The following is a 20,230-nucleotide window of genomic DNA, read 5'->3' as shown; positions in this document are numbered from 1 at the left end:
GGCGTGGCGGACCAGGGGCAGGGGCCGGAGGCCGGCGACGCCGAGCCCGCGGCAGGGCTGGCCGGGGTGCCCGACGGCTTCGAGCGGCTCTGGACCCCGCACCGCCTGGCGTACGTCGGCGGGCAGGACAAGCCGGCGGGTCCGGCGGCGGAGCAGTGCCCGTTCTGCCGCGCCGTCGGGCTGCCCGACGAGGAGGGTCTGGTGGTGGCCCGCGGCGAGCGCGCGTTCGTCGTGCTCAACCTGTACCCGTACAACTCCGGACACCTCATGGTGCTGCCCACCCGGCACGTCGCGGACTACACCGACCTCGACGCGGACGAGACCGCGGAGGTCGCGGCGCTGACCCAGACCGCGATGCGGGTGGTGCGGTCCGTCCTGCGTCCGCACGGCTTCAACCTCGGGATGAACCAGGGCGCCGTCGCCGGGGCCGGGATCGCCGCGCACCTGCACCAGCACGTCGTGCCGCGGTGGGGCGGGGACATGAACTTCCTGCCGATCATCGCCCGGACCAAGGCCCTGCCCGAGCTCCTGGGCGACACGCGGGCGCGCCTGGCGGCCGCCTGGCCCGCCGCAGCCCCTGCTGGAGGATGATCGCCCCGTGCTGAACCGCCTGCGCGCAGGCGCGGCCCGCGTGGTCGGGCCGTTCGCGCGCTTCCTGCTCGCCCGAGGCGTCTCGCCGGACGCCGTCACCGTCACGGGCACCGTCGGCGTCGTCCTCGCCGCGCTCTGGCTCCTGCCGACGGGGCACCTGCTGGTCGGCGCGCTGGTCATCGCCTTCTTCGCCCTGACGGACATGATCGACGGCGTGATGGCGCGGACGGCCGGCCGGGCGAGCTCCTGGGGCGCGTTCCTCGACTCGACGCTCGACCGGTTCGGGGACGCCGCGATCTTCAGCGGGCTGCTCCTCTTCCTGGCGACCCGCGACCACGACCTGGCCGCCGTGCTCGCCCTCGCGTGCCTCGTCCTCGGGTCGGTGGTGCCCTACGCCAGGGCGCGGGCCGAGGGCCTCGGCATGCGGGCCGACGTCGGCATCGCCGAGCGCGCGGACCGGCTCGCCGTCGTGCTCGTCGCGACCGCGGTGGTCGGGCTCGGCGCCCCCGTCGCCGTCCTGACCGTGGTGCTGGCGCTCCTCGCGGTGGCGAGCGCGGTGACCGTCGCGCAGCGCATGGCGGTCGTGTACCGCCAGGCGCACGCCGCCGGGCGGGGCGCCCCCGGGGCGGGGGAGGCATGAGGCTGCGGATCGACGGCGGGCGCGCCTTCCTGCTCGCCTGGCACGCGGCGGACCGGCTGCCCGAGGACGTGGTGCGCGCCGCCATGCTCGTGGCCGCCGACGCGGCCTGGCTCGTCCGGGGCGCCGGGGTCCGGCGCCTGGAGGCGAACCTGCGCCGCGCCCGGCCGGACGCCGACGCGCGCACGCTGCGGCGCCTGAGCCGCGAGGGCATGCGCACCTACCTGCGCTACTACGCCGAGGCCTTCACCCTCGGCAAGCTCAGCGACGAGCAGATCCTCGCGCGCGTGCGTGCCGTGGGGGCCGAGGCGCTCCTCGAGCACCTCGGCGCGGGCAGGTCGATCGTGCTCGCGCTGGGCCACGAGGGGAACTGGGACCTCGCCGGCGCGTGGGCGAGCCGGCACGTCGCGCCGGTCACGACCGTCGCCGAGCGTCTCGAGCCGCCGGAGGTATTCGAGGAGTTCGTCCGCCTGCGGGAGGGGCACGGGATGTCGATCATCCCGCTCGACGCGGGAAGCGACGTGTTCCGGGCGCTCATCGCCGCGGTGCGGCGCGGCGGCCTGCTCGTGCCGCTGCTGGCCGACCGTGACCTCACGGCGCGCGGCGTGGAGGTGGACCTGCTGGGCGAGCGGGCCCGCGTCGCCGCGGGCCCGGCGGCGCTCGCCGTCGCGACCGGTGCACCGCTGGTCCCCACGTCGATCCGCCACGAACGGCTCCGCGGTGCCCGGCGTCGGGCCGCCGGCAGCCGGTGGGGCATCGTCATCACGTTCCACCCCGAGGTGGCGGTCCCCGAGGGCCTCCCGCGCCACGAGCGGGTGCACCACCTCACGCAGGCCTGGGTCGACGTCGTCGGGCAGGAGATCGCCGAGCACCCCACGCACTGGCACATGCTTCAGCGCGTCTTCGTCGCGGACCTCGACCCGGAGCGGTACGCCGCCACGACGGCGGCGTCGTGACCGGCCCCGTGAACGTCCCCGCGGCCGGTCCGCGGCCCGGCCGCGGCGATCGCGGCCCGCTGCGCATCGGGCTCGTCTGCCCGTACTCGTTCGACGTGCCCGGCGGCGTGCAGTTCCACGTCCGCGACCTCGCCGAGGCGCTGCAGCGCCAGGGACACACCGTCTCCGTGCTCGCGCCCGCCGACGACGACACGCCGCTGCCGGACTACATCACGCCGGCCGGGCGTGCGGTGCCCGTGCGCTACAACGGCGCCGTCGCGCGCATGACGTTCGGGCCGGTGAGCGCTCACCGCGTGCGGCGGTGGCTCCAGGAGGGCGACTTCGACGTCCTGCACCTGCACGAGCCCGTGACCCCGAGCCTCGGCATGCTCGCCCTGTGGATCGCCTCGGGGCCGATCGTCGGGACCTTCCACACGGCGCTCATCCGCTCGCGTGCCCTGCAGATGGCCTACCCCGTGGTGCGCTCGAGCCTGGAGAAGATCTCGGCGCGGATCGCGGTGTCCGAGGACGCCCGCCGCACCCTCGTCGAGCACATGGGCGGCGACGCGGTGGTGATCCCCAACGGCGTCTACGTGGACGACTTCGCGTCGGCCGAGGCCGACCCGCGGTGGACCGGCACGCCGCAGGCGCCGACGGTGGCCTTCCTCGGACGGCTCGACGAGTCGCGCAAGGGGCTGCCGGTGCTCACCGCGGCCATTCCCGCGGTGCTGGCCGTCCACCCGGGTGCCCGCTTCCTGGTCGCGGGCCACGGCGAGACGGGCGCGGCCGAGGCGCGGGAGGCCCTCGGGGAGCACGCGGCGTCGGTGACGTTCCTGGGCGCCGTCTCGGACGAGGACAAGGCGCGGCTCCTGTCGTCGGTCGACGTGTACTGCGCGCCGCACACCGGTGGCGAGAGCTTCGGCATCGTCCTCGTCGAGGCGATGAGCGCCGGCGCCACCGTGGTCGCGAGCGACCTGGGCGCCTTCCGTCGGGTGCTGGACGGCGGCGCGGCGGGGATCCTGTTCCGCAACGGCGACTCCGCGGACCTGGCCGCCACGCTCAACCGGGTGCTCGCCGACCCGGACCTGCGCCGCCGCACGTCCGCGCGCGCGAGCGCCGTCGTGCGCCGCTACGACTGGTCGACGGTGACGCACCAGGTGCTGACGGTCTACGAGATGGTGCTGGCCGGCACGAGCCCGGACGTGCGCGTGCGCGAGGACCCGGCGTCGGTGCGCGCGGGCGAGCCGGGGGCCGGGCGGTGAGCTGGTCCGAGGTCACGGTCCTCGTCACCGGCGCGCTGCTGCTGCTCCTGTGGTGGCTGTGGGTCGCCGCGAGCCGGCTCGACCGGCTGCACCGCAAGGTCGGCGCCTCGCGCGCGGCGCTGGACACCCAGCTGGTGCGTCGCGCGTCGGCCGCGGCTGAGCTCGCCGCGTCCGGGCTGCTCGACCCCGTGAGCTCGGTCCTGGTCGGCGAGGCGTCGTGGGCGGCGCTGTCCGCCGGCGAGCACGGGCGGGCCGAGCTGGTCGAGGCGCTGCCGGGCGTGCCTGTCGGCGCACCGTCCGGTCCGGACGCCCGGGTCGAGCGCGAGCTCGCGGAGAGCGAGCTGTCCCGTACGCTTCGGGCCGCGCTCGCCGACCGGGCGGAGGTCGCCGCCCTGGTGGCGGACCCGCTCGGCGAGGCGCTCGTCGGCGCGCTGTCCGAGGCGTGGTACCGCGTGCAGCTCGCGCGGCGGTTCCACAACGAGGCCGTCGCGCAGACGCAGCGGATGCGCGGCAAGATCTTGGTCCGGCTCCTGCGGCTCCACGGCCGTGCCCGGATGCCGCACACGGTGGAGATCGACGACGCTTGGCCCCAGGCACTCGCCCGACCCGGAGAGGTGACATGAGCTACCCCCAGCACGTCGCAGGTCCTTGGCCGACGACCGGTCCGCCGCAGCCCACCGCGGCCCCCCCGAGCATGGCCCCGCCCGGCGCGGCACCCGGACCCGGCGGCGTCGTCGCGGCGCCGCGGCGCGCGCACGGCGTCGGCACCGCGATCGCGCTCGGCGTGCTCGGGGTGCTGGTCCTGGTGGCGATCGCGGTGATCGGGCTCCAGGTCGGCCTCCGCGCCGTGCCCGCGGCCGCCGTCCTCGCGTTCATCCCGCTCGCGCTGGTCATGCTGGCGATCAAGTGGGTGGACCGCTGGGAGCCGGAGCCCTGGCAGGCGCTCGCCGTGGCCTTCGGCTGGGGCGCCTCGGTCTCGGTGCTCGTCGCCCTGGTGCTCAACACCGGCGCGATGCTGGCGCTGGTCGCCTCGGGCAGCTCGATGCTCCAGGCGGACATCCTCGGCGCCGCCGTCGTGGCGCCCGTGGTCGAGGAGGGCATCAAGGCCCTCGGTGTCCTGATCATCTTCCTGGTCTGGCGGCGCTCGTTCGACGGCCCGGTCGACGGTCTCGTCTACGCGGCGACGGTGGCGGCCGGCTTCGCGTTCGTCGAGAACATCCTGTACTTCGGCAGCACCGTGGCCGCGACACAGGGCGTGCCCGGTGGAGGCGCCGCGGTCGTGACCATCTTCCTCATGCGGGGGATCATGTCCCCCTTCGCGCACGTGCTCTTCACGGCGTGCGTCGGGCTCGCGCTGGGCATCGCGGCCGAGCGGACGTCACGCTGGGCGTGGGTCGGCGCGCTCCCGGTCGGCCTCCTGCTGGCGACCGTGCTGCACGGGCTCTGGAACGGCAGCGCCATGATGGGCGACGGCACCGGCTTCATCACCATGTACGTCGTGTTCCAGGTGCCGCTCTTCCTCGGCACGGTCGGCCTGGTGGTCTGGCTCCGTCGGCGGGAGGCGCGCGTGGTGCGCGAGCGCCTGGGCGAGTACGCCGCGACGTGGTGGTACGCGCCCGCCGAGGTGACCATGCTCGCGTCGCTCGGCGAGCGGCGCCGCGCCCAGGCCTGGGCCGCCGGGCGGGGCGGTCCCGAGGGCAAGGCCGCGATGGCCCACTTCCAGAAGGTCTCCACGCGGCTGGCCTACCTGCGCCACCGGGCGCAGACCGACCGCGCCGACCTGCGCGCGGCGCAGGACGAGAACGCGGCGCTGGGCGAGCTCGTCGTGGCCCGCCAGCGCCTCCAGCGCGCCCTGTCGGTCTAGGATCGGGGAGCCGCGCCGAGGGCGACGCGGCTCCCCAGCACCGCGCCGTAGCCGTGGCGACCGCCCATGGTCCTTCCACCGAGCCGCGAGGACGTCCGACGTGAGCACCGAGAACGCGCAGAACATCATCGGCACCGCCAAGGTCAAGCGGGGCATGGCGGAGATGCTCAAGGGTGGCGTGATCATGGACGTGGTCACGGCCGAGCAGGCGAGGATCGCGGAGGACGCGGGTGCCGTGGCCGTCATGGCGCTCGAGCGCGTCCCGGCCGACATCCGCGCGCAGGGCGGTGTCGCCCGCATGAGCGACCCCGACCTGGTCGACGGCATCATCGAGGCCGTCTCGATCCCGGTGATGGCGAAGGCCCGCATCGGGCACTTCGTCGAGGCGCAGGTGCTCCAGTCCCTCGGCGTCGACTACGTCGACGAGTCCGAGGTGCTCACGCCGGCGGACTACGAGCACCACATCGACAAGTGGGCCTTCACGGTCCCCTTCGTCTGCGGTGCGACGAACCTCGGTGAGGCCCTGCGCCGCATCACCGAGGGCGCGGCCATGATCCGGTCGAAGGGCGAGGCGGGCACGGGCGACGTGTCCAACGCGACGACCCACATGCGCACGCTGCGCGACCAGATCCGCCGCCTGACCTCGCTGCCGCAGGACGAGCTCTTCGTGGCCGCGAAGGAGCTCCAGGCGCCGTACGACCTGGTCGTCGAGGTGGCCCGCACCGGGAAGCTCCCCGTCGTCCTGTTCACCGCCGGCGGCATCGCGACCCCCGCGGACGCGGCGATGATGATGCAGCTGGGCGCCGAGGGCGTGTTCGTGGGCTCCGGGATCTTCAAGTCCGGCAACCCCGCCGAGCGCGCCGCCGCGATCGTCAAGGCGACGACGTTCTACGACGACCCCGACGTCATCGCGAAGGTCTCGCGCGGCCTGGGTGAGGCCATGGTCGGCATCAACGTCGAGGACGTCCCGGAGCCGCACCGCCTGGCCGAGCGGGGCTGGTGAGCACGGGAGTCACCCAGCTGGGCCCCGAGTGGGTGCCCGGACCGGATGGCGTGCCCTTCCGGCGCGGTGCCCGCGTGATCCTGCTCGACGCGGCGGACCGCGTGCTCCTGGTGCGGGGGCACGACATGGACGACCCCGCCCGGTCCTGGTGGTTCACCGTCGGCGGCGGGATCGACCCGGGCGAGAGCGCGTCGGACGCGGCCGTGCGTGAGGTGGCCGAGGAGGCGGGGCTGTCGCTCTCCCGGGACGACCTGGTCGGGCCCGTCGCGGTGCGCAGCGCCGACTTCCGGTTCCTGCGGCAGACGGTCCGGCAGTCGGAGGAGTTCTTCGTCGCGCGCGTCGAGGCGCCCGGGGCGCTGAGCACGGACGGGTGGACCGACGTCGAGCGCGCGTTCATGGACGAGGTCCGGTGGTGGGCCCTGGACGAGCTCGAGCGCGTGCGCGAGGAGGTCTTCCCCGCCGAGCTCGTCCCGCTGGTGCGCGGCCTGCTCCACGGGTGGGACGGCGTCGTCCGGACGCTCGGCTAGGGCGCCGGCCGCCGTCGCCCGTCAGCCGTCGGCGTCGTCAGGCGTCGTCGTCCGTCAGGCGGGGCGAGACCGGCGCCGGGGTGCGGGCGCGGCCCGCGCTGAAGACCGCGAGCACGACGTCGGCGCGGCGCACGCCCAGGCGCTTGCGGAGCGCGCCCTGCGCGTGGGGGGAGTCGATCACCTCGGAGTGGGGTGCGACGCTGACGCCCGCGCGGTGGGCGTGCAGCCACAGGCGCTGGAGCACCCGGCCCGCCTCGACGACCTCGGCGGGCGGCAGGCCGAGGCTGCTGTCCATGGCCTCCGTGCGGCTGTGCACGCCGTCGAGGCCCAGCGCGCGGGTGTCGGCCACGAGCGCGAGGTGCCGCGGCCCGTCGTCCGCGTGCCGCCCCACCGGGACCGGCTGGCCGCGGCCGAGGAGCTCGAGGGTGCGCGCGGCGCGGCCCGCGACCCCCAGCAGGGGGTCGCGCAGGGCGGCGCGCCGCGTGAACGGTGCGGCCAGGCGCGCGGCGAGGCGCGGCACACCGAGCATCGCGTCGGTCATGCCGTCCTGGCGGTAGCGCGGGTGGTCCGGGCTCAGCCGGAGCCACCGCACGAGCTCCTCGGCGACGCCCCGGCGCGAGACCGTGGAGGCGGTGCCCAGCCGGACGAGGTGCCGCATCGCGGCGCCGTCGACCTCCCCGAGCCGGAGCCAGTCCGGCAGGCCGGCCGCGTCGGTCCAGACGTCGGGCGCCGCCCCGAGCTCGCCGCGGTGGACCCGCCGGGTGCGCACGTCCTGCGGCGTGAAGGGGGTCGGGTACGGCGCGTCCTCGACGTGCAGCACCAGGACCGGGGTGGCCGGGTCCGCCGGCCCGCGCACGGGCAGGTCGTGCAGCCGCTCGAGGTGCGGGGTCGGCTCCGCGCGCAGCGACCGGCCGTCGGCCGCCGCGGCCACCGCGGCGCTCTCCACCCAGGCGCCGAGGCTGAGCAGGAGGTCGCGGAAGGTCGGGTCACCCGCGCAGAGCACGCGCGACGGCACGACGGCGAGCTCGATCGTCCGGCCCGCCACCCGCGGCGCCCACGGCTGGGTGTTGTGGGGCGACGGGGCCCTGCCCGCGATCGTGAGCCAGCGTCGCAGGGCGTCGTCGGCGAGGGCGGGGTCCGCGGCGGCCGCGGGGTCGGGCGTGCTCACGTGGGCCTCGTCTCAGGGGAGCCGCTGGGTGTGCGGCGGTCGGGCGTGGCGGGGGCTGTCCCGCCCGGGTGGCCGGTGTCCGCGTGGGCGGCGCCGAGCGGCAGGCGGTAGAACGTCACGCCGTGCAGCGGGCGGCCGCCGAAGCGCTCGAGCTGGCGCCGCGATCCCGGGTTGTCGGGAGCGATCATCGTGCTGCGCAGCCGTGCGTAGCCGCCGGTCGCCAGCGCCGCGTGCAGCTGCCGGCTCAGGAGCGTGAGCACCCCGCGGCCCTGCCGGTCCGGGTCGGTGCCCTGGATGACGAGCACGGCCTCGCGGCGGTACCGGCCCCGGGTCGCGAGCAGCTCGAGCCGGCGCAGCACGCCCAGCCGGCCGCCGGCGCGCTGCACGAAGGCGGTGAGGTCCGGGACAACGAGCAGGAACGCGACGAGCCGGCCGGAGCGCGCGTCGCGGGCGAGCAGCAGGAGCTCCTCGTCGACGAGGAAGGCCAGGCCGTCCGTCGCCGCCGCCATCTCGGCGGGCGTGATCGGGGTGTAGTAGGGCAGCGCCGCGAAGGACCGGTTGAGCACCTCGAGGACCTCGGGCACGAGCCGTCCGACGCTCGAGCGCCGACCGCGCTCGAGCACGAGACCCGCGGCCCGCCACTCGTCCGGCGTGGGCGCGCCCGCCGCGTTCGCCGGGTCGACGTCCACCGCCCACGTCTGTGCCTCGCCCCAGCGCCGGAACCCCAGCGCCTCGTACGTGGCCGCGACGCGGGCGGGGCTCCACGGGGAGTCGACGAAGCCGCGCTCCTCGAACCCGGACGTCAGGACGCCGCCGGTCTGGTTCGGGAGCAGCGAGACCGGGCCGAACAGCTGCTCGTGGCCCTCCGCCCGTCGCGCGAGCCCGTCGACCAGCGCCCGGGCGGCCGCCTCGTCGGCGAACTCCGTGGCCCCGAACAGCAGCGAGCGTGCGCCGAGCCGGGCGTCGAGGCGCGCGTCCGTGTGGACCGTCGTGCGGCCGACGACGTCGCCCGACGCGTCGCGCGCGAGCAGGAGGGTCACGGGCTCGGGGTGCGGGCTCCGCCCTCGCCACCACTGCTCGACGGTGTCGGCGAGCAGGGGCACGGCGAGCTCGCGCGGGTGCAGGCGCAGCGGCAGGTCGAGGAACTCGCGCAGCTGCGCGCGCGTCCTCACCTCCTCGAGGTTCACGGGGCCGCCTCCCCGGCCGGGTCGGCGACGTGGATGCGGATGTACCCGGCGGTGCCGTGGCGCCGGTCCCGCGTGATCCAGCGCATGAGGCGGCGGTGCTGGGGGAGGCGGGCGAACGCCAGCAGGTCGTCGCGCGTGGCGAAGAACGCGAGCGTGCCGAGCGTGAAGGGCGGCTCCCAGTAGACGCCGTGCCACACGTAGCCGCGCAGCCGTCGCATCGCCGCCACCATCGGGTACCACTCGCGCGACAGCACGGCCCACGAGTGGGGACCGCGGTAGCGCGTCGCCCCGACGAACATCGCGCCGGCGTCGACCGGCGAGCGCGGTGCGGCGGGCGGCGGGAGCGGCCGTCGCGGTCGACGCCGCGGGCCGCGCCCCGGGCGCAGCGCGGCGGCGTCGTCGTCCGCGACGCGGGGCGGGACGGTGCCGCGCTCCGCCTCGCGCGTCACGGGCGTGAAGCGCTCGATGTGCGCCATGACGTCGCCCTCGGCGCGCCACCGGCCGTTGGTGTACCCCTCGGGCTCCGCGCGCAGCCGGCGGTGGCGCTCACCGGACGGCCGGGCGGCGAGGAAGGCCGCGGCGTCGTCGGGCGTGGCGAACCACGCCAGCACGCCGCGCGCGCCCGCGAGCCGGTAGCCGGTGCTCCAGCGGTGCCCCGCCGCGTCCCGGGCGGCGCTCCGGGCCGCGCGCTGCCAGCCGCGCGGCGCCTCGGGGCGCTCGAGCACCACCATGGCCTCGGCGCGCGCCTGGCGCGGGGCCCGCGAGAAGTCGGCGCTGCGCATCAGCGCGCCGCGGACGGGACGTCGCGGTCGCCCTCGTCCACCAGGTACACGTTCTTGATCTTCGTCGAGCCGCCCGCGAACGGGCCCGTGCCGTGCGCGTGCACCTCGACCCGCAGGTCCGAGGCCGTCGGGTCCTCCTCGAGGGACTGGGCCACGTCACGCGAGACGGACGCGAGATGGCGCAGCACCCCGGCGGCGGCGCGCGACGCGAGGTCCGCCCGCTCGGCGTCGTCGAGCGCGGCGTGCGCACGCAGCTGCAGGTGGATGCCGGGACGCTGCTCGTGGTCGCCGATGTCGACCAGGGAGAGCTTGAAGGACTCGATGGCCGCCGCGTGCGGGTTGTCGAGGTAGAGCCCGTTCTCGACGTCGAGCGGGTAGAGGTTCGCGCCCATGTAGGAGACGGTCGAGTCCTTGCGGCCGAAGAGCAGGAGCAGGGGCAGGCGCATGCCCTGGACCGCGGCCGCGCGCTCGACGCCGAACGTCAGGCGCGAGCGCAGCGGCTCGGGCAGGCGGTCCACCGCGGCGCGCATCGCGTCGAAGCTGAGGATCATCGCCTCGTCGCCGATGTCGTAGCGCAGCTTCGGGCTCATGATGTCGGCGGAGTTCAAGGTCACCAGCAGGCGCCCGTCGGACGTCGTCTCCAGGTAGGTCTCGAGCGGGTTGTACTGGAAGACCATCGGGGTGCGGGCCTCGCCGTCCCCGAGCACCTCCCGGCGCAAGGGCTCGTGGGCGATCAGGGCGCGGCGCAGCCACACGGTCAGGTCGCTCTCGCCGGCCATCCCGATGGTGAGGTCGGAGGCCCCGTAGCCCGAGTAGACGCGGCCGAAGCGGTCCTCCAGGTAGTCGCGCAGCCCCTCGGTGAGCGCCTCGCCGCCGACGAAGCCGTTGAGGTCGTAGGCGTCCCAGTCGAACCCGTCCGCGTCGAGCCGGTCCCGCAGGTGCTTGAGGAAGGGCGGGTACGCGCACACCAGGTAGGTGTAGCCGGGGCCGAAGTGGCGCAGCGTGTCGACGATCTTGTCGATCTCCGGGCCGGTGTTCTTGACCATGGCGATCCGCGACATGGCGATGCCCGTGTTGGTGCCCGTCGCCCAGGCGCCCATCGAGAAGGCGTTGATGGCGAAGAGCCCGCGGGTGCCGAAGATCTGCGTCACGTACCCCGCGACGTTCTTGTGGACCGTGGCGAGCTCACGCTTCGAGCGCAGCCAGTTGTACGGGGTCCCGGACGAGCCGGACGACTCGTCCACCACGGTGCCCACGGTCCGGATCTCGCCGTCCCAGCAGCGCTCCGCCTCGGGGTACCGGTCGACGTAGCCGTGCTTGGAGGTGGGCTCGTACGCCGTGAGGTCCCACCAGCGGAAGCGGAAGCCGTGCTCCTCGACGTGGCGGCGGTACGCGGGCACGTCCAGGTAGGCGTGCTGGCAGATCATCCAGGCGTTGAGCCGCGCGAAGCGCTCCATCGCGGGGTGGTAGTTCCGGGCCGTGAACCGCCACAACGCGGGGTGCACCCGGTACATCCGGTAGACGAGCGTGACGACCCCGGTCGCGACCCGCAGCGCCGCCTGGCGCAGGACGCTCGTCCGACGCGGCGCCGCGCCGGTGCCTGTCACCGCGGCGCCGTGGCCGGATGTCCCGGGGCGCCCGGTCCCGCGGCGCCGGCCGCGCGGGCCCCGGCCCGGCGGCGCCACCAGACGATGCCGATGACGAGCATCGGCATCCCCGTGATCGCCGTGGCGATGGCGGCGAAGACGCCGAACACGGACCCGAAGATGCCGACGAAGAACGGCCCGAACGCCTGGTCCGGGGCGAGGAGCACCCGTGCGGTCCCGCCGTCGCTGACGGGCGGCGCCGTGACCGTGTACTGCCCCGCCTCCTGCGTGCGGAAGGCGCCGACCGAGCGGACGGCGGTGCCGTCGCGCGACGCCGAGAGGTTCACGCCGGGGCTCCGGTCGGCCACGATCTCGTTCCCGTCCGGGCTGACGAGCACGACGTCGTCCTCGAGCTCGACGTGGTCCCCGCCCGCCGAGGTCGAGGTGGCCAGGAGCACGACGTAGCTCGTGTCCGCCTCGAGCTGCGCCGTGCCCTGCCCTGGCGCGCTCACCTCGGCGACGACCCCGGGACCCGCCTGACCGTCCGACGTCAGCAGGTCGGTGGGCAGGAGGTTGAGGAAGGTCCGTCCGACGAGGACCGCGATGACGACCGTCGCGACGCAGAGCACCGCTCCGGCGACGGTCAGCGCGACCGGTCCGCGCAGCGAGGTCGACGGCGGGGCGGCGTGCGGGCCCGCGGGCGCCGCGGGCGGGGGGAAGGGCGCGCTCATGCCCCGAGGATAGGGCGGCGTAGGATCCGCCGACGTGATCTCCGACACGCCGCCCAGGATCGGTGTCCTGGCCCTCCAGGGCGACGTGCGCGAGCACGTCGCCGCGCTCGAGGCCAGCGGCGCGCGTGCCGTGCCCGTGCGGCGCACGCGCGAGCTCGCCGAGGTCGACGGGATCGTGCTGCCGGGCGGCGAGTCCACGACGATGGCCAACCTGCTGCAGGTCTTCGAGCTCTTCGAGCCCCTGCGCGACGCGATCGCCGCCGGCCTGCCCGCCTACGGGTCGTGCGCGGGGATGATCCTGCTCGCCGACCGGCTCGAGGACGGCGCGGCGGGCCAGCGGACCCTCGGCGGGCTCGACGTGACCGTGCGCCGCAACGCCTTCGGCCGTCAGGTCGACTCCTTCGAGACGGACCTCGTCGTCGAGGGCGTCGCCGACAGCGCCACGGACCCGGTGCACGCCGTGTTCATCCGCGCGCCGTGGGTCGAGCGCACCGGGCCGGGCGTCCGGGCGCTGGCCACCGTCGCATCGGGCCCCGCCGCCGGTAGGATCGTGGCGGTGCGCGAGCGTGACGTGGTCGCGACGTCCTTCCACCCCGAGATCACGGGGGACATGAGGCTGCACCGGCTGTTCGTCCAGATCGTCACCGAGCGCGGCTGAGGGGTTCGTCGAAGCGATGTCCGGTCACTCCAAGTGGGCCACCACGAAGCACAAGAAGGCCGTCGTCGACGCCAAGCGGGGCAAGCTCTTCGCGAAGCTCATCAAGAACATCGAGGTGGCCGCCCGCGTGGGCGGCGGTGATGTCGCCGGCAACCCGACGCTCTTCGACGCGATCCAGAAGGCCAAGAAGTCCTCGGTCCCGAACGACAACATCGACCGCGCGGTCAAGCGCGGCTCCGGCCAGGAGGCCGGCGGGGCGGACTACCAGACCGTCATGTACGAGGGCTACGGCCCCGGCGGGGTCGCGGTCCTGGTCGAGTGCCTCACCGACAACCGCAACCGTGCGGCCGCTGACGTGCGCATCGCGTTCACCCGCAACGGCGGCGCGATGGCCGACCCCGGGTCCGTGTCCTACCTGTTCTCCCGGCGCGGCGTCGTGGTGATCCCCAAGACGGACGGCCTCACCGAGGACGACGTGCTGGCGGCGGTCCTGGACGCGGGCGCCGAGGAGGTCACCGACCTGGGCGAGGCGTTCGAGGTGCAGAGCGAGGCGTCCGACGTCGTCGCCGTGCGCACCGCGCTGCAGGACGCCGGGATCGACTACGACTCGGCCGAGGCCCAGTTCGTGCCCGCCACGCAGGTCGAGGTGGACGCCGAGGGCGCCCGCAAGATCCTGCGCCTCATCGACGCGCTCGAGGACAGCGACGACGTCCAGGACGTCTTCGCGAACTTCGACGCGTCCGACGAGGTCATGGCGGAGCTCGAGGAGGACTGAGCGCCCGGCGAGGCGTCCGGCCGTCGCGTCCGCGCGCTGGGAGACTGGTGCGGTGCGCGTGCTGGGAGTGGACCCGGGCCTGACCCGCTGCGGTCTGGGCGTGGTCGACTCGCGCCCGGGGCGGCGGGTGGTGCTCGTCGCCGTCGGCGTCGCGCGCTCACCGGTCTCCGACGACGTCGCGTCGCGCCTGGCCCTCGTGGGTGACCAGGTGGAGACCTGGCTGGACGAGCACGAGCCCGACGCCGTCGCCGTGGAGCGGGTCTTCGCGCAGCACAACGTGCGGACCGTCATGGGCACGGCCCAGGTGTCGGGCGTCGTCATGGCGGCCGCCGCCCGGCGCGGGATCCCGGTGGCGCTGCACACGCCGTCGGAGGTCAAGGCGTCGGTCACGGGCTCCGGGCGGGCCGGCAAGCCGCAGGTGCAGCAGATGGTCGCGCGGATCCTCGGGCTCGCGGAGCTGCCCACCCCCGCCGACGCGGCCGACGCGCTCGCCCTGGCGATCTGCCACCTCTGGCGGCCCGTGGCCGCGGGCACGACGTCGCCGGTCCGTGCGGGGACCGGCGCGGGCGGCGCCGCGGGGGCCACGTCCGGGGCGACACCGGCCCAGCTCGCCTGGGCGCGGGCCGAGGCCGCCGCCCGGCTCCGGTGAGGTCCGGCGCGTCGGGGCACCCGGTGTCCGGGCGGCGCGCTAGCGTGGTCGTACAGATGTTCGGGTCGCTCGCGTGACCGCGTCCCGCCGTGGCGGCGGCGCGTCCGCGCGAGGAGGACGGGAGGGTTCGTGATCGCCTCGCTGCGCGGGCAGGTCGTCGGGGTGCGCCTCGACGCGGCAGTCGTCGACGTGGGCGGTGTCGGGATGCTCGCGTACGCGACGCCGGCGACCCTGGCGGGACTGCGCGTCGGGCAGGAGGCCGAGCTCGCGACGTCGCTGGTCGTCCGCGAGGACTCGCTGACCCTCTACGGCTTCGCCGACGCCGACGAGCGGGACACCTTCGAGGCCGTCCAGACGGTGAGCGGCGTCGGGCCACGGCTGGCGCTGGCGATGCTCGCGGTCCACACGCCCGACGCGCTGCGGCGCGCGGTCGCGGGGGAGGACCTGGCGGCGCTCCAGCGCGTGCCCGGCATCGGGCGCAAGGGCGCGCAGCGGATCGTGCTCGAGCTGGCCGACCGCCTCGGGGCCCCGTCGGGCGGGCCGACGACGGCGGCGGCCGCGGTCGCCGACCGGCGCGGTGAGGTCGTGGAGGCGCTCGTCGGGCTCGGCTGGACCGCGAAGGCGGCCGAGGAGGCCGTCGCCGTGGTGTCGCCGCCTGACGCGGGGCCCGTCGACGCCGGCGAGGTCGCCTCGGTCCTGCGTGGCGCGCTGCGGGTCCTGGGCGGCGGTCGTGCCTGACGAGGAGATCGTGACCGAGCGCATCGTCGCCCCGGGCGCGGAGGATCTCGAGCGCGCGGCGGAGGCCGCACTGCGGCCGCAGCGCCTGGCCGAGTTCGTCGGGCAGCGCGTGGTGCGCGACCAGCTCGAGCTCGTGCTCCACGCCGCCCTCGGGCGGGGCAAAGCGCCCGACCACGTCCTGCTCTCCGGCCCGCCCGGGCTGGGCAAGACGACGCTCGCCATGATCATCGCCGCCGAGCTCGGGACGTCGATGCGCGTCACGTCGGGTCCGGCCATCCAGCACGCGGGGGACCTCGCCGCGGTGCTCTCCTCGCTCGAGGAGGGCGAGGTGCTCTTCCTCGACGAGATCCACCGCCTCGCGCGTCCCGCCGAGGAGCTCCTCTACGTCGCGATGGAGGACTTCCGCGTCGACGTCGTCGTGGGCAAGGGGGCGGGCGCCAACGCGATCCCGCTCGCGCTGCCCCCGTTCACGGTCGTGGGCGCGACCACGCGGGCGGGGCTGCTGCCGGCGCCGCTGCGCGACCGCTTCGGGTTCACCGGGCACCTCGACTTCTACGACGACGAGGAGCTCCAGCAGGTGCTCGCGCGCTCGGCCGGGCTGCTCGGCGTCGACCTGCACGCCGACGCCGCCGCGGAGATCGCGAGCCGGTCCCGCGGCACGCCCCGCATCGCGAACCGCCTGCTGCGCCGCGTGCGCGACTGGGCCCAGGTGCGCGGTGACGGCACGCTGGACCTGGCCGCGGCCCGCGCCGCGCTGGCCGTCTACGAGGTGGACGACCTCGGCCTCGACCGGCTCGACCGCGGCGTGCTGCGCGCGCTGTGCGAGCGCTTCGGCGGCGGGCCGGTGGGGCTCACGACCCTCGCGGTCGCGGTCGGGGAGGAGCCCGAGACGGTCGAGACGGTCGCCGAGCCGTTCCTCGTCCGCGAGGGCCTCATGGGGCGGACTCCGCGCGGCCGCGTCGCCACCGCGCGGGCCTGGGCGCACCTCGGCCTGCGGCCCCCCGCACCGGGCTCGGACACCCTCTTCGGCTGAGCGCCGCCCGCCCGGGAACCGCGCGTCCGCGCGAGGCGTTAGGGGCCAGGAGCGTCGGTCACCTAGACTCGCGCGGTCGCAACCCAACAGGACGTGAGAACGACACCATGGACTACAGCTTCCTCATCATCCTTGCCCTGGCCTTCGGCGCCATGTGGCTCATGACGAGCCGCACCCGCAAGCAGCAGAAGGAAGCCGCGAACTTCCGGGCGAGCCTGGCCCCCGGCCAGGAGGTCATGACGGGCTCTGGCCTGTTCGGCACCGTCGTCGACGTCGAGGGCGACATCGTCACCCTCGAGACGTCGCCCGGCGTGACGAGCCGCTGGCTCCGTCCCGCCATCGCCAAGCTCGTGGACCCGCCGGTCGCGGACGAGCTGGAGGCGGAGGACGCGGACGACGAGCTGGACGACGACGAGCTGTACGAGGACGAGCTGTACGAGGACGAGGTCGACGAGACCACGGACGCCGACGCCACCCTCCAGGTGCCCGACGACGCGTCGAGCCTCACCGAGGGGCGCGACGACGAGGGCACGACCCGTCGCTGACGGGGGTACCGGGCGCCGCACCGCGGCGCCCCGGGTCTGACGCACGAGAGAAGACGGACCGTTGGCCACATCGAACCGCCCACGCCCGAAGCGCACGCTGGTGTCGCTCGGCGTCGTGGTGATCGCCCTCCTCGGCGCTCTCCTCGCCGGCAACCACTGGTCGGACGCGTCGCTGACGCCGTCGCTGGCCCTCGACCTCGAGGGCGGGACGCAGGTCATCCTCACGCCCACCGCGGACAGCGGTGAGAAGGTCACCGAGGAGACCATCGCGCAGGCGATCGAGATCATCCGCCAGCGCATCGACGCGTCCGGCGTCGCGGAGGCGGAGATCACCAGCCAGGGCGGCTCGAACATCGTCGTGGCGATCCCCGGGGAGCCCGACGCCGAGACCCTCGACCTGGTGCGGGAGTCGGCGCAGATGCTCTTCCGGCCCGTCATCGTCCAGGCCGCGCCGACGCCGGTGCCCGAGGAGCAGCGCACCCCTCTCGGCGAGACGCCCGTCGAGCAGGTCGAGCCCGCCGACGCGAGCGACCCCGCCTGGCTCACGCCTGAGCTGCTCGCCGAGTTCGAGGCCTACGACTGCACCGACCCCGCGAACCTCCGCGGCGGCCCGGACCTGGTCGGCTCCCCGGACGAGGCGGTCGTCGCGTGCGACGCGTCCGGCACCGCCAAGTTCGTGCTCGGACCGGTCGAGGTGCGCGGCGACGACGTGGAGAGCGCGAGCTCGGGTCTGCGCACGACGCAGACCGGCGCGGTGACGAACGAGTGGGTCACCAACATCGAGTTCAACCGGGAGGGCACGAGCCAGTTCCGTGCCGTCACGGAGCGCCTGCTCGGGCTCGAGTCGCCGCGCAACCAGTTCGCGATGGTGCTCGACGGCCTGGTCATCTCCGCGCCCTCGGTCAACAGCGTGATCGCGGACGGCAAGGCCGAGATCTCGGGCAACTTCACGCGCGAGTCGGCTTCGACGCTCGCGCAGCAGCTCAACTTCGGCTCCCTGCCGCTGACCTTCACCGTCCAGAGCGAGCAGCAGATCTCCGCGACGCTCGGCTCCGAGCAGCTCCAGCGCGGCCTCCTCGCGGGCCTCATCGGGCTGGTCCTGGTCGGCATCTACTCGATCTTCCAGTACCGGGCGCTCGGCCTGGTCACGGTGGCCTCGCTCGTCATCGCCGGCGTCGTGACCTACCTGCTCATCGCCTTGCTCTCGTGGACGCAGGGCTACCGCCTCAGCCTCCCGGGCGTCGCGGGCATCATCGTCGCGATCGGTGTCACGGCGGACTCGTTCATCGTCTACTTCGAGCGTGTCCGCGACGAGCTGCGGGACGGGCGCACGCTGCCGGCCGCGGTCGCCGAGGGCTGGAACCGCGCGCGCCGCACGATCCTCGCGTCCGACGCGGTCAACTTCCTCGCCGCGATCGTCCTGTACTTCCTCGCGGTCGGCGGCGTCCGCGGGTTCGCGTTCACGCTCGGCCTGACGACGCTGGTCGACCTCATGGTCGTGTTCCTGTTCACCCACCCGGTGATGGTCCTGCTCGCCAGGACCAAGTTCTTCGGCGAGGGCCACCGGGCGTCGGGCCTCGACCCGGAGAGCCTCGGTGCCCGCAGCAGGTACGTCGGGCGCGGCCGCGTGGTGGCGCCCGGCGAGCGCGCGACGGCGTCGCGCCGGCCGGGCACGTCGACCGCGGTCGACGACGTCGTCGCGACGCCGGCCGACGACCGGGAGCCGGTGGGCGTGGCCGGGGGCCGCCGGATGACCATCGCCGAGCGTCGCGCGGCCGAGCGCCGCGCGGCCACGGCCGGTGCGTCGGGCGCGGGGCACAGCAGCACGGCACCGCCGGACGGCGACGACGGCCCGCAGGCGGATGCCGGCACCGAGCGGAAGGACGCCTGATGCCCTCGCGCGTGGCCCAGTGGGGCAACGACCTCTACACCGGCAAGCGCTCGTACGACATCGTCGGGCGGCGCATGCGGTGGCTCGCCATCGGCGGCGCCGTCATCCTCGCCTCGATCGCGCTGCTGCTCGTGCGCGGCATCAACCCGAGCATCGAGTTCAGCGGCGGTGCGGAGTTCACCGTCACGGGCGCGGCGACGACCGAGCAGCAGCCCGCGCTCGACGTCGTGGCCGAGGTGGCCCCGGAGGAGGTGCCCAGGGTCTCCGGCCTCGGCGACTCCTCCGTCCGCGTGCAGACGGGCGAGCTGGAGCAGGACGTCGCGGACGAGATCGCCTCCGGTCTCGCCGAGGCCTACGACGTCCCCCTCGGCGACGTGAGCACGTCGCTCGTCGGACCGAGCTGGGGTGCCGACGTCACCGCGAAGGCCGTGCAGGGGCTCGTGATCTTCCTGCTCCTGGTCGCCGTCGTGATGACGCTGTACTTCCGTGCGTGGCGCATGGCGGCCGCGGCCCTGTTCGCGCTCGCGCACGACCTGATCATCACCGTGGGCGTCTACGCCGGCATCGGCTGGGAGGTCAGCCCGGCGACGGTCATCGGGTTCCTGACGATCCTCGGGTACTCGCTCTACGACACGGTCGTCGTCTTCGACAAGGTGCGGGAGAACACCGAGAAGGTGCTGGAGCAGCGCCGGTACACCTACGCGGAGCTCGCCAACCTCGCGGTGAACCAGACCCTCGTGCGATCGATCAACACGTCCGTCGTGGCGCTCCTGCCGGTCTCGGCGATCCTCTTCATCGGCGCCTTCCTGCTCGGCGCGGGCACGCTGCGCGACATCGCCCTCGCGCTGTTCATCGGCATGTCCGTCGGCACGCTCTCGTCGGTCTTCATCGCCACGCCGTTCGAGGTCTTCCTGCGCGAGCGGGAGCCGGCGATCCGCGAGCACACCGCGCGTGTGCTGGAGGCTCGCAAGGCGACCGCGCCGGCGGACGCGGACCCCGCCGAGGCGGTCAAGGTCCACGTCGGCGCGCCCGTCCCGGGCGGGCACCTGGGCAACAGCGCGCAGCCCCGGCGCCGCAAGCCGAACCGGCCCGCGGGCCGCAAGCCGTGAGCGGGACCTCCCCGCAGGAGGGACGCTCGCTCGTGGAGCGGGCGTCCGCTCTCGTGACGGACGTCGTGGACCACCCGCAGCCCGGCGTCACGTTCAAGGACATCACCCCGCTGCTCGCGGACGGCGCCACGTTCGCCGCGGTGGTCGAGCACCTGGCCCACCAGGCTCCCGGACCGATCGACCTCGTCGTCGGGATGGAGGCCCGCGGCTTCATCGTGGGCGCGCCGGTCGCCGTGGCGCTGGGGGCGGGCTTCGTGCCGGTCCGCAAGGCGGGCAAGCTGCCCCGTGCGACCCTGGCGAGCGCGTACGACCTGGAGTACGGCAGCGCGGTGCTCGAGGTGCACCCGGACACGATCCCGCTCGGTGCGCGGATCCTCGTGGTCGACGACGTGCTCGCCACGGGCGGCACGGCCGCTGCGACCGTCGAGCTCCTCGAGCAGGCGGGCGGCGTCGTCGTCGGGCTCGCGTTCCTCATGGAGCTGACCTTCCTGCACGGCCGCGAGCGGCTGCCGGGCCGCGAGATCGACGTCCTGCTGACCTACTGACGGCACGAACCGCG

General features: G+C 74.9%; 22 protein-coding genes. 17 read left to right on the top strand and 5 right to left on the bottom strand.

Features of this window, described 5'->3' with window-relative positions:
• Nucleotides 1-3: 3 nt before the first annotated feature.
• From H2O74_RS08695 to H2O74_RS08660, 8 genes are all read left to right on the top strand, one after another.
• The gene (locus tag H2O74_RS08695) at nt 4-591 is read left to right on the top strand and encodes an HIT domain-containing protein (RefSeq protein ID WP_182111228.1); all 588 of its coding nucleotides are present in this window, start codon (nt 4-6) and stop codon (nt 589-591) included.
• Nucleotides 592-598: 7 nt separating this feature from the next.
• Nucleotides 599-1,231, top strand: coding sequence for a phosphatidylinositol phosphate synthase (gene pgsA, locus H2O74_RS08690; RefSeq protein WP_182111227.1), 633 nt, complete (start codon nt 599-601; stop codon nt 1,229-1,231).
• Complete coding sequence (locus H2O74_RS08685; protein WP_309232683.1) at nt 1,228-2,184, top strand: phosphatidylinositol mannoside acyltransferase; 957 nt, start codon at nt 1,228-1,230, stop codon at nt 2,182-2,184. Before pgsA ends, H2O74_RS08685 begins: the two co-directional genes overlap by 4 nt.
• Nucleotides 2,185-2,243: 59 nt before the next feature.
• Nucleotides 2,244-3,425, top strand: a complete 1,182-nt coding sequence (locus H2O74_RS08680; RefSeq protein ID WP_182114168.1) for a glycosyltransferase family 4 protein — start codon at nt 2,244-2,246, stop codon at nt 3,423-3,425.
• Nucleotides 3,422-4,048 (top strand): hypothetical protein, encoded by a 627-nt coding sequence (locus tag H2O74_RS08675; protein WP_182111226.1) that lies wholly within the window; start codon nt 3,422-3,424, stop codon nt 4,046-4,048. Before H2O74_RS08680 ends, H2O74_RS08675 begins: the two co-directional genes overlap by 4 nt.
• A gap of 71 nt (nt 4,049-4,119) precedes the next feature.
• The gene (locus H2O74_RS08670) at nt 4,120-5,289 is read left to right on the top strand and encodes a PrsW family intramembrane metalloprotease (protein ID WP_182111225.1); all 1,170 of its coding nucleotides are present in this window, start codon (nt 4,120-4,122) and stop codon (nt 5,287-5,289) included.
• 100 nt (nt 5,290-5,389) lie between these two features.
• Nucleotides 5,390-6,292 carry a pyridoxal 5'-phosphate synthase lyase subunit PdxS gene (gene pdxS, locus H2O74_RS08665; protein WP_182111224.1) on the top strand — a complete coding sequence of 301 codons (903 nt, stop codon included), beginning with the start codon at nt 5,390-5,392 and terminating at the stop codon, nt 6,290-6,292.
• Nucleotides 6,289-6,819, top strand: a complete 531-nt coding sequence (locus tag H2O74_RS08660) for an NUDIX hydrolase (protein ID WP_255491522.1) — start codon at nt 6,289-6,291, stop codon at nt 6,817-6,819. The genes pdxS and H2O74_RS08660 overlap by 4 nt, the downstream gene beginning before the upstream one ends.
• Nucleotides 6,820-6,856: 37 nt before the next feature.
• Here H2O74_RS08660 and H2O74_RS08655 read toward each other — a convergent pair whose 3' ends face one another.
• The 5 genes from H2O74_RS08655 to H2O74_RS08635 are packed head-to-tail and all read right to left on the bottom strand — an operon-like array spanning nt 6,857 to nt 12,273.
• The gene (locus H2O74_RS08655) at nt 6,857-7,987 is read right to left on the bottom strand and encodes a hypothetical protein (RefSeq protein WP_182111223.1); all 1,131 of its coding nucleotides are present in this window, start codon (nt 7,985-7,987) and stop codon (nt 6,857-6,859) included.
• Nucleotides 7,984-9,174, bottom strand: a complete 1,191-nt coding sequence (locus H2O74_RS08650; protein WP_220457936.1) for a hypothetical protein — start codon at nt 9,172-9,174, stop codon at nt 7,984-7,986. The genes H2O74_RS08655 and H2O74_RS08650 overlap by 4 nt, the downstream gene beginning before the upstream one ends.
• Complete coding sequence (locus tag H2O74_RS08645) at nt 9,171-9,956, bottom strand: hypothetical protein (RefSeq protein ID WP_182111222.1); 786 nt, start codon at nt 9,954-9,956, stop codon at nt 9,171-9,173. The genes H2O74_RS08650 and H2O74_RS08645 overlap by 4 nt, the downstream gene beginning before the upstream one ends.
• Nucleotides 9,956-11,563: a phenylacetate--CoA ligase family protein gene (locus H2O74_RS08640; protein ID WP_182111221.1), complete on the bottom strand. Its 1,608-nt coding sequence runs from the start codon at nt 11,561-11,563 to the stop codon at nt 9,956-9,958. The genes H2O74_RS08645 and H2O74_RS08640 overlap by 1 nt, the downstream gene beginning before the upstream one ends.
• On the bottom strand, nt 11,560-12,273 hold the full coding sequence (locus H2O74_RS08635; RefSeq protein ID WP_182111220.1) for a hypothetical protein: 714 nt from the start codon (nt 12,271-12,273) through the stop codon (nt 11,560-11,562). Before H2O74_RS08635 ends, H2O74_RS08640 begins: the two co-directional genes overlap by 4 nt.
• 34 nt (nt 12,274-12,307) lie before the next feature.
• Between H2O74_RS08635 and pdxT the strand changes: the two genes are divergently transcribed.
• From pdxT to H2O74_RS08590, 9 genes are all read left to right on the top strand, one after another.
• The gene (pdxT, locus tag H2O74_RS08630) at nt 12,308-12,931 is read left to right on the top strand and encodes a pyridoxal 5'-phosphate synthase glutaminase subunit PdxT (RefSeq protein ID WP_304518590.1); all 624 of its coding nucleotides are present in this window, start codon (nt 12,308-12,310) and stop codon (nt 12,929-12,931) included.
• Between the two features lie 16 nt (nt 12,932-12,947).
• On the top strand, nt 12,948-13,706 hold the full coding sequence (locus H2O74_RS08625) for a YebC/PmpR family DNA-binding transcriptional regulator (RefSeq protein WP_182111219.1): 759 nt from the start codon (nt 12,948-12,950) through the stop codon (nt 13,704-13,706).
• A gap of 52 nt (nt 13,707-13,758) precedes the next feature.
• Nucleotides 13,759-14,355, top strand: a complete 597-nt coding sequence (ruvC, locus tag H2O74_RS08620; protein WP_182111218.1) for a crossover junction endodeoxyribonuclease RuvC — start codon at nt 13,759-13,761, stop codon at nt 14,353-14,355.
• 129 nt (nt 14,356-14,484) lie between these two features.
• Nucleotides 14,485-15,093: a Holliday junction branch migration protein RuvA gene (gene ruvA / locus H2O74_RS08615; RefSeq protein ID WP_182111217.1), complete on the top strand. Its 609-nt coding sequence runs from the start codon at nt 14,485-14,487 to the stop codon at nt 15,091-15,093.
• A 10-nt stretch (nt 15,094-15,103) separates the two neighbouring features.
• Nucleotides 15,104-16,126, top strand: coding sequence for a Holliday junction branch migration DNA helicase RuvB (ruvB, locus tag H2O74_RS08610; protein WP_255491521.1), 1,023 nt, complete (start codon nt 15,104-15,106; stop codon nt 16,124-16,126).
• A gap of 107 nt (nt 16,127-16,233) precedes the next feature.
• The gene (yajC, locus tag H2O74_RS08605; RefSeq protein WP_182111215.1) at nt 16,234-16,671 is read left to right on the top strand and encodes a preprotein translocase subunit YajC; all 438 of its coding nucleotides are present in this window, start codon (nt 16,234-16,236) and stop codon (nt 16,669-16,671) included.
• Between the two features lie 61 nt (nt 16,672-16,732).
• Nucleotides 16,733-18,562 carry a protein translocase subunit SecD gene (gene secD, locus H2O74_RS08600; protein WP_255491520.1) on the top strand — a complete coding sequence of 610 codons (1,830 nt, stop codon included), beginning with the start codon at nt 16,733-16,735 and terminating at the stop codon, nt 18,560-18,562.
• On the top strand, nt 18,562-19,671 hold the full coding sequence (secF, locus tag H2O74_RS08595; RefSeq protein ID WP_182111214.1) for a protein translocase subunit SecF: 1,110 nt from the start codon (nt 18,562-18,564) through the stop codon (nt 19,669-19,671). The genes secD and secF overlap by 1 nt, the downstream gene beginning before the upstream one ends.
• Nucleotides 19,668-20,216, top strand: coding sequence for an adenine phosphoribosyltransferase (locus tag H2O74_RS08590; protein ID WP_182111213.1), 549 nt, complete (start codon nt 19,668-19,670; stop codon nt 20,214-20,216). The genes secF and H2O74_RS08590 overlap by 4 nt, the downstream gene beginning before the upstream one ends.
• The last annotated feature ends 14 nt before the right edge of the window (nt 20,217-20,230 follow it).

The sequence above is a fragment of the Actinotalea sp. JY-7876 genome, from assembly GCF_014042015.1.
In the GTDB taxonomy this organism is placed as follows: domain Bacteria; phylum Actinomycetota; class Actinomycetes; order Actinomycetales; family Cellulomonadaceae; genus Actinotalea.
The sequence above is the reverse complement of the archived record's forward strand: the minus strand, read 5'-3'. Positions and strand labels throughout refer to the sequence as shown.